Annotated in this window: 13 protein-coding genes and 1 tRNA gene; 7 read left to right on the top strand and 7 right to left on the bottom strand. The window is 71.3% G+C overall.

The features are described from left to right. Positions 1-86: 86 nt before the first annotated feature. Both DEI83_RS00620 and DEI83_RS00615 read left to right on the top strand, forming a co-directional pair. A complete protein-coding gene (locus DEI83_RS00620) occupies positions 87-593 on the top strand; it encodes a hypothetical protein (RefSeq protein ID WP_111079898.1) in 507 nt (168 codons plus the stop codon). Positions 594-598: 5 nt separating this feature from the next. After that, on the top strand, positions 599-1,036 hold the full coding sequence (locus DEI83_RS00615) for a hypothetical protein (protein WP_146243201.1): 438 nt from the start codon (positions 599-601) through the stop codon (positions 1,034-1,036). A 59-nt stretch (positions 1,037-1,095) separates the two neighbouring features. Here the strand turns inward: DEI83_RS00615 and galK are convergent, their stop codons facing one another. Continuing rightward, complete coding sequence (gene galK, locus DEI83_RS00610; protein ID WP_111079896.1) at positions 1,096-2,235, bottom strand: galactokinase; 1,140 nt, start codon at positions 2,233-2,235, stop codon at positions 1,096-1,098. Beyond that, complete coding sequence (gene galT, locus DEI83_RS00605; RefSeq protein ID WP_181431015.1) at positions 2,232-3,329, bottom strand: galactose-1-phosphate uridylyltransferase; 1,098 nt, start codon at positions 3,327-3,329, stop codon at positions 2,232-2,234. Before galT ends, galK begins: the two co-directional genes overlap by 4 nt. Positions 3,330-3,392: 63 nt before the next feature. On the opposite strand from galT, the gene DEI83_RS00600 reads away from it, so the two are divergent. Beyond that, positions 3,393-4,238, top strand: coding sequence for a DeoR/GlpR family DNA-binding transcription regulator (locus DEI83_RS00600; RefSeq protein WP_111079894.1), 846 nt, complete (start codon positions 3,393-3,395; stop codon positions 4,236-4,238). Beyond that, a complete protein-coding gene (locus tag DEI83_RS00595) occupies positions 4,235-5,182 on the top strand; it encodes an aldose 1-epimerase family protein (protein WP_111079893.1) in 948 nt (315 codons plus the stop codon). The genes DEI83_RS00600 and DEI83_RS00595 overlap by 4 nt, the downstream gene beginning before the upstream one ends. Before the next feature lie 121 nt (positions 5,183-5,303). Here the strand turns inward: DEI83_RS00595 and DEI83_RS00590 are convergent, their stop codons facing one another. From DEI83_RS00590 to DEI83_RS00570, 5 genes are all read right to left on the bottom strand, one after another. Next, positions 5,304-5,624 (bottom strand): hypothetical protein, encoded by a 321-nt coding sequence (locus tag DEI83_RS00590; protein ID WP_111079892.1) that lies wholly within the window; start codon positions 5,622-5,624, stop codon positions 5,304-5,306. Positions 5,625-5,784: 160 nt separating this feature from the next. Further along, on the bottom strand, positions 5,785-6,423 hold the full coding sequence (locus DEI83_RS00585) for a TetR/AcrR family transcriptional regulator (protein WP_146243200.1): 639 nt from the start codon (positions 6,421-6,423) through the stop codon (positions 5,785-5,787). 143 nt (positions 6,424-6,566) lie between these two features. Further along, positions 6,567-7,355, bottom strand: a complete 789-nt coding sequence (locus tag DEI83_RS00580; RefSeq protein ID WP_111079890.1) for an SGNH/GDSL hydrolase family protein — start codon at positions 7,353-7,355, stop codon at positions 6,567-6,569. 43 nt (positions 7,356-7,398) lie between these two features. Further along, a complete protein-coding gene (locus tag DEI83_RS00575; RefSeq protein WP_111079889.1) occupies positions 7,399-8,523 on the bottom strand; it encodes an acyltransferase in 1,125 nt (374 codons plus the stop codon). A gap of 59 nt (positions 8,524-8,582) precedes the next feature. Beyond that, positions 8,583-8,655 (bottom strand) — tRNA-Lys (locus tag DEI83_RS00570). 43 nt (positions 8,656-8,698) lie between these two features. Between DEI83_RS00570 and DEI83_RS00565 the strand changes: the two genes are divergently transcribed. From DEI83_RS00565 to DEI83_RS00555, 3 genes are all read left to right on the top strand, one after another. Continuing rightward, a complete protein-coding gene (locus DEI83_RS00565) occupies positions 8,699-9,328 on the top strand; it encodes a DNA-directed RNA polymerase subunit beta (protein ID WP_111079888.1) in 630 nt (209 codons plus the stop codon). A gap of 662 nt (positions 9,329-9,990) precedes the next feature. Then, complete coding sequence (gene sigK, locus DEI83_RS00560; protein ID WP_111079887.1) at positions 9,991-10,590, top strand: ECF RNA polymerase sigma factor SigK; 600 nt, start codon at positions 9,991-9,993, stop codon at positions 10,588-10,590. Then, positions 10,587-11,432 carry an anti-sigma factor domain-containing protein gene (locus tag DEI83_RS00555; protein ID WP_111079886.1) on the top strand — a complete coding sequence of 282 codons (846 nt, stop codon included), beginning with the start codon at positions 10,587-10,589 and terminating at the stop codon, positions 11,430-11,432. The genes sigK and DEI83_RS00555 overlap by 4 nt, the downstream gene beginning before the upstream one ends. Positions 11,433-11,550: the final 118 nt, after the last annotated feature.

The raw sequence follows: 11,550 nt of genomic DNA, 5'->3' as shown, positions 1-11,550 counted from the left end.
TCGGCGGAAGCGAGCGTGTCCCGTCACCCGGACTGGAGGCGCGGATCACCGCAGCCACGCGCCTCCCGCGGTGCTACGGTCACCCCATGGGGGAGACGCAGTCGGTCCTGACCGCTCCGGTGACGGTGCCCGGAGGGCGCCGGTTCCGGCCGCGCGCCCGGGGGCTCGTGCTGATCGGCATCGTCGCCGTGCTGACGTCGCAGACCACCCTCTGGAGCGCCTCTGCCGGTCACGGCGGGACGGACGCAGCCGGCAACTGGATCGACGGCGCCGGCAACCCCGTGACCGCAGCTCCGCCGACCGTGGACGTCGTCGGGCACCCGGCGCCGGCTGCCCTCGCGGTCCTGCTGCTCGTGGTCGTCGTCGGGATCGTCGCGCCGCCGACGCTCGCACGGTACGGGCGCCCCGGGCTCGGCGAACTCGTCCGGTGGGGTGCGTACGCGGCGGTCGTCGTCTGCGCGGTCGTCGGGACGCTCGTCTACACGGTGTGGCAGGGCCACGTCGTGATGGACCAGATCAACCGGCAGGTCCTCGAACCACACGGCTTCCCGTGGGGTGGCGTCACCGTGACGACGGGACACGAGACGCGGTGAGGTCCGTGCGTGGGGCCACCGGGGAGTCACTGTTCACCCGCGACAGCCGCAAGCTCGTCTGGATCACGCTGATCTGCCTGTTCCTGCAGGTGCTCGCGCAGAACTGGTCGGCGGAGCCGCCCCTGCCCGGCAGCACGGACGCCGTGTCACTCGGCTCGGTGGCGTTCCAGGCGCGTCCGTGGCTCGGGTGGACCCTGCTCACGGTCGGCTCCGCCCTCGCGGGGTTCCTCGTCGGGGTCGCACGCAGAGGTGCTCGGCGCTGGGACCAGGACCGCGTGATCGCACTCGGACTCGCGGGCGTCGTCGGGGTGACGGTCCTGGTGTGGGTGTTGTTCCTCGTGCAGTACGAGTGGGCGTTCTGGGCGGTGGACCACGGGGTCCTGCACCCGTTCATGCTCGGCGACGTGTCGAGCACGGTGGAGTACCCGAGCCACGAGGGCTGACCGCGCGCGTCCGAGTCGCCCTGCTCGGGCTCGGCGTGCCCGGCTTGCCGGGCTGCGCGTCAGTCGCGCCGGGCGCCCTGCGCGGCGTGCACCGTGAAGACGGTCGGCTCGCGGTACCGGGCCGCCGCGAAGGCGGACGTGACCGCGTCGGTGATCGCGCTACGCGCCTCCCGGTCGACCAGCGCGATCGCGGCACCGCCGAAGCCGCCACCGGTCATGCGCGCACCGACAGCACCGTGCGCCATCGCGGTCTCGACCGCCAGGTCGAGCTCCGGCACCGAGATCTCGAAGTCGTCGCGCATCGACGCGTGCGAGGCGACGAGCAGGTCACCGATCGCACGCGGACCCTGCTCACGGAGCGTGCGCACGGTGTCGAGGACGCGCTGGTCCTCGGTCACGATGTGCCGGACGCGGCGGAACGTCTCGTCGTCGAGCAGCTCCTGCGCGCGTGGCAGGTCCGCGACCGACACGTCACGGAGCGCGGGCACACCGAGCACCTCGGCCCCCCGCTCGCACGAGTCACGGCGGGCCTTGTACCCACCGGTCGCGTGGGCGTGCTCGACGCGCGTGTCGATGACGAGGACCTCGAGCCCGTTCGCCTCGAGCGCCAGGTCGACGACGGCGGTGTCGAGCGTGCGGCAGTCGAGGAAGACGACCGCGTCCTGCTCGCCGAGGAGTGACGCGGACTGGTCCATGATCCCGGTCGGGGCGCCGACGGCGTGGTTCTCGGAGTACTGGCCGACGCGGGCCAGCGTCTTGCGGTCGAGCCCGAGCTCCCACAGGTCGTCGAACGCGAGCGCGACACCACACTCGATCGCCGCGCTCGAGGACAGGCCCGCGCCGACCGGGACGTCCGAGTCGATGAAGACGTCGAAGCCGGTCTTGTCCGACAGGTCCGCACCGGCCTGCTCACGCAACGCCCAGGCGATGCCGAAGACGTACGCCGACCAGCCGTCCATGGCGTCGGGAGCGAGGTCATCGAGGGACAGCGAGACGGCGCCGCCCTCCTGGTCGAACGCCGAGGCCACGCGGATGACGCGGTCCTCGCGCCGGGCGATGTCCGCCGTGGTCCGGCGGTCGATCGCGAAGGGCAGCACGTACCCGTCGTTGTAGTCGGTGTGCTCACCGATCAGGTTCACTCGGCCGGGCGCGGAGTACCGCACCGTCGGCTCGTACCCGAACACCTGTTGGAACGTCATGCTCGTTCGATCCCTCCTCGGATGAACTCGGCCGCCTTCTCGGGCACGAGGTCCCCGATCCAGGCGCCCATCGCGGCCTCACTGCCGGCCAGGAACTTCAACTTGTCCGCCGCCCGTCGCGGCGAGGTGATCTGCAGCATCAGCCGGACGGTGTCGCGCGCGGTGTGCACCGGCGCCTGGTGCCAGGCGGCGATGTAGGGCGTCGGGTCGCCGTAGAGCGCGTCGAGGCCGCGGGTGAGCCGCAGGTGCATGTGTGCAAGTTCGTCCTTCTCGGCGTCGGTGAGCCCGGCGAAGTCCGGCACGTGGCGGTGCGGGAGCATGTGGATCTCGATCGGCCAGCGCGCGGCGAACGGCACGAAGGCGGTGAAGTGCTCGCCGGCGAGGACCACCCGGTCCGACGCCCGCTCGTTCGCGAGGTGCTGCTCGAACAGGTCCGGCCCGAAGCGCTCGATCGACGCGAGCAACCGCTGGGTGCGCGGGGTGATGTACGGGTAGGCGTAGATCTGCCCGTGCGGGTGGTGCAGTGTGACGCCGATGGCCTCACCGCGGTTCTCGAACGGGAACACCTGCTGGATCCCGGGCATCGCGGAGAGTGCCGCGGTGCGGTCCGCCCACGCCTCGACCACCGTGCGGGCGCGCGATCCGGAGATCGACGCGAAGGAGCCGCTCGTCTCGGGGGAGAAGCAGACGACCTCGCAGCGCCCGACGCTCCGGAGCTCCCGGTTCAGGCCGACCTCGGACAGGGACTCGAGCGAGGACGGGGCGTCGTCGGCCTCGAGCACCGGACCGAACGACGGCGAACGGTTCTCGAAAACGGCGACGTCGTAGCGGCTCGGGATCTCGGACGGGTTCGCGGCGGTCTGCGGCGCAAGCGGGTCCTGGTCGGCGGGCGGCAGGAAGACCCGGTTCTGCCGGGCGGCGGCGATGGACACCCACTCGCCCGTCAGGACGTCCTGGCGCATCCGCGCTGTCTCGGGACGGGGGTCGAGGACGCGCTGGTCGATGCTCCGCTCGGCGGGGAGGGTGGAATCCGCATCGTCGAAGTAGAAGAGGTCGCGGCCGTCCGCGAGCGTCGTCGCACGTTTCGTGATCACCGCTTCACTGTACTCCGAGTCGAAGGGTTGCGAAAGCAAGTGGAAGCAGACGAAACTCGTGGTGTGACGTCTGACGAGCCTTCCGTCCTGCCAGCGCTGCTGCGCCAGGACCGCATCGTCGCGCTCCTGGACGGCGCCCCCGGCATGGTCCGGACCGCAGCACTGGCCGCGGCCGTCGGCACGAGCGAGGTGACGGTCCGCCAGGACCTGGCCGCCCTGGACCGGGAGGCCCGGATCCGACGGGTGCACGGTGGTGCCGTCCGCCTCGGGGCCGGGTCGCGCGAGCGCCCGCTCGAGGAGACCGCCGTCGAGAACAGCACCGCCAAGGCCGCGATCGGCCGGGCCGCGGCGGACCTCGTCCGCTCCGGGCAGTGCATCGTCATCGACGTCGGCACCACGCCAGCGGCCGTCGCCGAGGCGCTCGTCGCCCGCGAGGACCTGGTCGACGTCACCGTCGTCACGAACTCACTCACCACCGCACTCGCGCTCGAACGGGCGGTGCCGCGCGTCACCGTCGTCGTCACCGGCGGGACACTGCGCCCGCTCCAGCACTCGCTCGTCGCACCGTTCAACGCGACCGTGCTGCCGATGCTGTCGGCGGACCTGGTGTTCCTGGGCGGGACGGGACTCGACGTCGAGCACGGCCTGACCAACGTGAACCTGCCCGAGACCGAGGCGAAGCGGGTCCTCGCAGCGGCGGGCAGGCGTACCGTCGTGGTCGCGGACGGGTCGAAGTTCGGCCGGGCCGACATCGGCGTGGTGAGCACGCTGGAGGACGTCGACGTCGTCGTCACCGCGGGCGTCAGCGCGGACGCGGTCGACCCGATCCGGGCCGCCGGGGTCCACGTCGTCGTCGCGGATGCACCAGCGGGCACGACCCGCGCATCGGAGAGGAAGCAGACACCATGAGCACAGCGGCCAGCGCAGCGGCACCCACCGGCGGCCAGTACCACCTGCGGTACGCCGGACCCGACGGTGTCGTCGAGGCCGTCGTCACCGAGGTGGCCGCCGGCATCCGCGAACTCCGGGTCGCGGGCTTCGACCTGACCGAGCCGTTCCCGGCGAGCGAGGCGCCCGCAGGTGCGAACGGCATCGTGCTCGTGCCGTGGCCGAACCGCGTGGCCGGTGGTGTGTGGCAGCTCGACGGGAAGGCGCAGCAGCTCGACATCTCGGAGCCGAAGTACGGCAACGCCTCGCACGGGTTGCTCCGCTTCGCGCCGTACCGGGTGGTGGACCAGACCGAGTCGTCGATCGCGCAGCAGGCCACGATCCACCCGCAGCACGGCTGGCCGTTCACCCTCGAGACCCGCGTGCACCACGAACTCGTCGAGGACGGCATCCGGATCACCCACACCATCACGAACCGGTCGGGTCGCCCGGCGCCGTTCGCGGTCGGGGCGCACCCCTACCTGCGTGCGGGCGACACCCCGCCGGAGGACCTGGTCGTCCAGCTCGACGCGGCGACCGCGTTCACCGTGGACGAGCGGAAGATCCCGAACGGCACCCGGCCGGTCGAGGGCACGGACGTCGACCTCCGTCAGGGGCGCCGGGCCGGGGACTCGGACCTCGACACCGCCTACACCGACGTGCAGCCGGACGAAGCCGGCATCCGGCGGACGTCACTGCACGGCCCCGAGGGGGACGGCGTCGAGTTGTGGCAGGACGGGTCGTTCCCGTACGTGCAGGTCTTCACCTCCCGCGAGTTCCCCCGCGGCGACGGGAAGGGGCTCGCGGTGGCGGTGGAACCGATGACCGCGCCCGCGGACGCGCTCAACTCCGGCGAGGGCCTCCGGTGGCTCGATGCCGACGAGACCTGGACCGGCTCGTGGGGGATCCGGCGCGTCTGGTCCTGACCCGCTCCACGCCTGAGTCGACCCGGTCTCTCCGGTGGTGGCGCTGGCGCTGGCGGTGACTGGTGACACCGGTCGCCGGTCGCCGGTCTCAGGCGTGGCCGGGTCAGGCCCGGCGGCCGGGTCAGGCCCGGCGCATCCGCAGGGCTTCGACCGCCAGGGACTCGCTCGGGTAGCGACCGATCTCCTGCGCCCACGCGGGATCGTCACCACGCAGCGCCAGGAAGTCCTTGCGCTGACGGCAGACGTACCCGAGCACGGCAGTGCCGGTCGCGACTTCTGCGAAGTCATTGCGGATGTGCCGGATGCTGACCTTGGCGTTGCGGCGGAGGGTGTCGAGCAGGAGCTCGTCGCTCATGGTCGTCCCGGTGGCGGCGGCGAGCTCCACGAGGCGGCGCGCGTCACCGGTGGAGCTGGTCTGCGTGGCGTCGATGGGCTCGATCACGATGTACCCCGTTCGGTGTGGTTCGTTCAGTGCTGGCGTCCCGCGGTGAGCGGAACCAGGAACGACCATATCCGGGCGAATCCAACAGACTGCTGAGCGGGCCACTGATGTGGACAGAGCAGTGGCCAAGGAACACCTGGGGGTGACTTGTACCCCGGGGTCAGCTCGCTCGGGTGAGGTCCCACACCGGCGGGACGTAGGCGCGGGACCAGCCCTCGCGCAGGCGCGTGACGGCACGGTCGAACGACTCGAGCAGGTCCATCTCCGGGCGGACCATCGACTGCAGCTGCAGGCCCTCGTACGTGGCGAGCAACTGCTCGGCGCCGCGGGCAGGCTCCATGGTGTGCGGTTCACGGCCGGCCGCGATGTCCTGCACGAGCGACTGCTGCACGAAGCCGTGGAAACGACGCCAGCGGCTGTGGAGCATCGGTGCGAGCGGGTGCTTCGGGGCTGCGGCGATGTTCAGCGTCGCGGTGAGGAACCGCATGAGCGACGGGTCCTCGATGTTCTTCATGACGATGGCGCGGAGGAACCGGATGGTGCCGAAGTCCGCGGCGATCGGCATGAGGGGCGTCGTGCGCTGGTCGTTCCATCGGTCGATGCTCGCGAGGAGGAGGCCGTCCCAACTCGGGAACGAGACGGTCATCGACTCGACGCTCATGGTCGCCTCGTCGGCGACGCGAGCGGGGGTGACCTCGTGCAGGGGCAGTTCGTGGAGCACGCGGATCATCGCATCGACGATCTGCAGGCGGGTGGAGACGTCGTCGTGCTGTGCGGAGTCCATGGTGGGGCTGGGCATGTCAGCACCACATCACATGGCGGAGGCGTCGGGGTACCCCCACAACGAGAGTCCTGTCCGCTCGGCGTAGCGCCGGGCGGGGTCCGGCGACCTCGGTCCACGCCCCCGGGACGGTCGTCGTGTCGCCGTCTGGTCGGCCGTGGTCACCGGGCGCGGCAGTCCGGGGCGGTCGTCCCGAGCGCACGGAGCGCGGCGTCGATCCGACGTGCGAGGTACCGGTGTCCGTCGTCGTCGAGGTGTTCGCCGTCGGCGGCCGCGTACTCGTGGCTGTTGACCGACGTGAACCACTGTTCCTCGTCGGCATCGATGTAGGGCACACCGACCGATCCCGCACCGGCACCGACCGCAGCGTCGATCGTGCCGGTGGTCGCGGCACGTGGCTGCGGTGCCGACGGACCGATGGCGACGACCAACGCCCGTGGCCACTGACGCACGGCCTGACGGAGCGTCTGCTCGACACGTCGGCGGAGCGCGGTCTCACCCACCGTCCAGTCGTTCTGGCTGCCCTGCACGATCACCAGGTCCGGGTCCTCGTCGGCGTGGGCGATGACCCGTGGCAGGTAGGTGTTCTGCTCGGAGCCCGATGCGCCCGGGTTGGCGTACCCGGTGCCGGGTCGTCCGTCGAGCGTGCTGTCCCAGCCGTTGCGGGCCGACAGCATCTGCGCCCATCCGGTCCGCCCGTCGGAGGACCCGCGCCCAGCCGTGTACGAGTCGCCGATGACCAGGACGCGGGAACCCGGCGCCACCGCCCGCTGAGCCTGCTCGGTGGCGGGCGTCTCCACCGGCAGACAGGCCTCTGAGTTGGACGGCACCAGCACGAGGAACGCGACGACGCCGAGCGCGGTCAACACCAGTGGGATGGTCCGCCGTCGGCTGCGCCCAGCGCCTGCAGTGGCGTCGACGACCACGTCACCGTTGCTTCGCCTGGACACGTCTGGATCTTACGGAACGGAACTGACCGGGGAGGTGTCGGTCCTAGCCGGTCACCTCGGCGGCTCGCCGCCCCCGCCGCGTCCGGTCGGGACCGGAGATCCGGCGGGACACCCTCTTGGCGAGCCGATGGGCGGGGAGCTCGACGAACCGAGCGAAGAACACCGCCGCGACGAGCGCGAGCGGGATCGTCAGGATCGGTGTGATCCACGGGTACTCGACCGGGACCAGCTCCGCGATGCTGACCGCGATCGGTTCGTGGATGAGGTAGAGGCTGAAGGAGATGCGTCCGAGCGTCCGCGGGAGCGAGCCGAGCAACACCCGCTCCGCAGGCAGCCACTTGCCGGCCAGCACGACCAACACGGCGGCCGAGAGCAGGATCACCGTCGACCCGAAGACCGCACCGGGTGCCTCCCGCGGGTACCACCACGCACAGGTGAGGCCGAGCAGGCTCGCGAGGAAGAGCAACCAGCCGAGCGGACGCCGGACCTGCGGGATCCGCTCCCAGCCGGCGGCGAGGGCCGACCCGACCAGGAACATCGACAGGTACGTGAGCCACTGCACGCGGAGCGGATGGCCAGCGGTCGACAGGAGCGCGGCGATGATCGCGGTGATCCACCAGTACCGACGCGTGACGGCGGCGATCGAGACGAACAGCGGCAGGAGGAGTGAGAATCCCACCTCCCAGGTGAGCGACCAGAGCGGGCTGTTCATCCGGGTGGGGGCGAGCAGCGTCAGGTCACCGACGAGCCCTTCGAGACTGAGCGACTGCGCATGGCGGGCGACCCACGCGGACTCGCCCGCGTCCGGAGTGCGTGGGACGAGCAGGAAGAGGACGAGCGCGACGGCCACCGACGCAACGACGGGCACGTAGAGCCTCACCAGGCGCGCGGGGAAGTACGCCACCCAGTCCTGCGTGCGGCGCAGCGCCGGGAGCGTGAGCACGAAACCGCTCAACACGAAGAAGACGAAGACCGCCTCGCCTCCGGCCCAGAACAGGTGGAGTGGCGTGTACACGAGCCACGAGCGGCTCTCCGGCACGGGGAGGTGGAGGTTCCCGTTCGCGAACGACGGGATCGTCAACAGGGAGTGGTGGACCAGGACGACGGCCGCAGCGACACCACGCAGGCCGTCGAGCGAACCGATCCGGCCCGCTGGGCGATCGCGCATGGACTGATCCTACGAAGGTCAGCACTGAATCCGAAAACCCGTCATCTTGTATGAGGAAGTGGGCCCCGTGGGGCTCGAACCCACGACCCTCGGATTAAAAGTCCGGTGCTCTACCAACTGAGCTAGAGGCCCTCGTCGACAAGGGTATCGGGAGAGCAGCGCCTACACTGTCGCGGTGCCTCGCGAACACCACCGTCCTGTCCAGTTCACCGATGCCGAGTTCGCCGCCATCCAGGGCGGTGAGGACCCGGCGCTGGTGAACCGCGTCGCCCATGACACGGCGAACGCACTGCTGCACCGTGTGCGGGAGGACCCGGATCCGGCGGTCGTGGAGCGGTTGGTCACCTACACCGACGTGCACGGCATCGACGCGATCGCGGAGCTCTGGGCCCGCGTCGGAGCGCACACCCTGCCGGGAGCCCTGTGGCGCATCTACCTGGTGCGGACGGTCATCCGGCAGAACCCGGAGGAGATCGCGTACCTCTTCGAGCGGGGCACGCAGCTCATCGGCACGATCGACCAGGCCGTCGCGGGCGCGGAGGAACCGACGGGACCGGCCGAGATCCTCACCCTGTCCGACCGGATCCTGCACGGCCTCTACACGGGGGACTTCGCGGTGGCGCTGGAGCGCGGCGCAGCGTTCGCCCGGCTCACCGCGGCGGGGGCGACGTCGGTGGCGGACGACGCGGACCTGACGGCGGCGGAGCGGGCGTCGGCCCTGACGACCCGGGCGTACCGACTCGCCGAACTCGCCGAGGACCTGTCCGCCGCGGCGGCGCTCTGGCGGCGCGACAGCCTGGACTGATCCGCACGCCCGGAGGCCCGGACGCCACGGGCGGCAACGGCGAAGGACCGCACGGGCGGACCTGACCGCCGGGCGTGCAGCACGGGCGCGCAGCCGCCACGCGACCGGATCCACTTCCGGACATGAGAAGACCGGGCCGCAGAAGCGCCTCTCGGCGCGAGGCCGCTCGGAGCGGCGAATATTGGAGCCCGGGGCTTGCTGCGGCCCGGCGAGTTCAATTGTACGAGACACCTCCGGGTGTGCGCCCAGGTGTTCACTCTCGGTGGACAGATCCGGCACCGGGCGCGCCCCGGTTCGTTCCGCCCCGGCCCGTGCCGCCCGCGACACGGCGCCCGGGCAACGGCCGACGGGTGCACCCGCCCCCGCCGAGCGAACCCGAAGCGATCCTCACCCAATCCGACAGCGCGAGGGTGCCGAATCATCAGCGTGACCGTCGTACGACGGTCGCACGAGGTCCCCGTGCGACCCGGGCCCGCTCCCGGGTCAATTCCCTGTGGGTCGCACGGGGCCTCGCCACAGGCACCGCACCACCCGCGCAGCGACCGCTGCCGCGACCCGATCCGAACGGGACCCAGCTGATGACCACCGCGATCGCCGTCGCCGAGCGCTCTGTCCAGTGCGCGCGGAGGACGCCGTACACACGGGGAGGAGGAAAACCTGCAATGCTCACTCTCGTGGAAGGCGACATGGATGGTTGGACTCCCGCGGCGCCGGAACCGGTGTCGGCGGACGACCTGCTCAGTCGGGTCGCGACCGGCGACCAGGCTGCGTTCTCCGACCTGTACGACGAGCTGTCGGGGCGGGTCCTCGGACTCGTGACACGGCTCCTCAAGGACCGTGCGCAGTCGGAAGAGGTCACGCAGGAGGTCTTCCTCGAGGTCTGGCAGCAGGCGACGCGCTTCGACCAGGCCCGCGGCAGCGCCGCGAGCTGGGTGCTCACCATGGCGCACCGGCGAGCGGTCGACCGGGTGCGGGCATCGCAGTCCTCCCGCGATCGCGACACCAAGATCGGCATCCGCGACTTCGAGACGGACTTCGACTCCGTCTCCGAGTCGGTCGAGATCCGACTCGAGCACGAGCGCGTCAGCCGGGCGCTGTCCCGACTCACCGAGTTCCAGCGCCAAGCCGTGCAGCTCGCCTACTACGGCGGGTTCTCGCACAGCGAGATGGCTGAGAAGCTCGGGGTGCCGATCGGCACCGTCAAGACCCGTCTCCGCGACGGGATGATCCGACTCCGTGACGAGATGGGGGTGACATCATGACCAGCAAGCACGACGACCCCGAGCTGATGACCGGCTCGCACGCGCTCGACGCCCTCGACGACGACGAACGTGCCGCGGTCGAGCGGGCACTGCAGGGCTCCTCCGAGCTCCGCGTCGAGGCCGACTCACTGCGTGAGACCGCTCTGGCCCTCGCGTACGCGGTGCCGCCGGTCGAGCCGTCCGCTTCGCTCAAGAGCGCGCTCATGGCGAAGATCGCCACGACCCCGCAGCTGCCCGCCCTCGACGGCACGGAGCAGGCGAGTCCGGAACCCGTCCAGGAGGCCCGGCCCGCGCCCGTCACGGACGTCGCCTCCGACTCTGGTCGCGCCGCATCCACCGCCCGCGCCCGCTGGTTCCAGCGCCCCGCCGCGATGCTCAGCGTCGCTGCCGCCGGCGCGGTCGTCTTCCTCGGTGTCGGGCTGGGCGTCGGCACCGCCCTCGACGACGGCAGCAACACCCCGGCGACCACGCAGGCCGCCACGGGGCTCGACCAGATCTACGCTTCGCCGGACTTCCAGCGCAGCACCGCGAAGGTCAAGGGCGGCGGTACGGCCACCGTCGTGTGGTCCGGTCAACTCGGTCGCTCCGCGGTGATCCTCGACGGCGTCGAGGCGGCGCCCCAGGACAAGACGTACGAGCTCTGGTACATCAGCCCGGAGGAGTCGGGCGGCACCATCACGGCCGCCGGGCTCATGAACGACGTCGACGGTGGGGTCCGCTCCGCGGTCCTGCACGGCACGATGGGTGCCGGTGACGTGATCGGCATCACGGTCGAGCCGACGGGTGGGTCGGACCAGCCGACATCCGAGCCCGTCGTGGCCGTCCCCACCTCCGAGGCCTGACCCGCGCGGTCCCGGCTGCACGAACGGAAGGCCCCCACCGACCGGTGGGGGCCTTCCGTTCGTGCGGGGCGTCCCGCGCAACGACGGGAGGCCCGGTGTCGTCCGTGGCGGACGTGCA

The organism is Curtobacterium sp. MCBD17_021, from assembly GCF_003234525.1.
In the GTDB taxonomy this organism is placed as follows: Bacteria; Actinomycetota; Actinomycetes; order Actinomycetales; family Microbacteriaceae; genus Curtobacterium.
The sequence above is the reverse complement of the archived record's forward strand: the minus strand, read 5'-3'. Positions and strand labels throughout refer to the sequence as shown.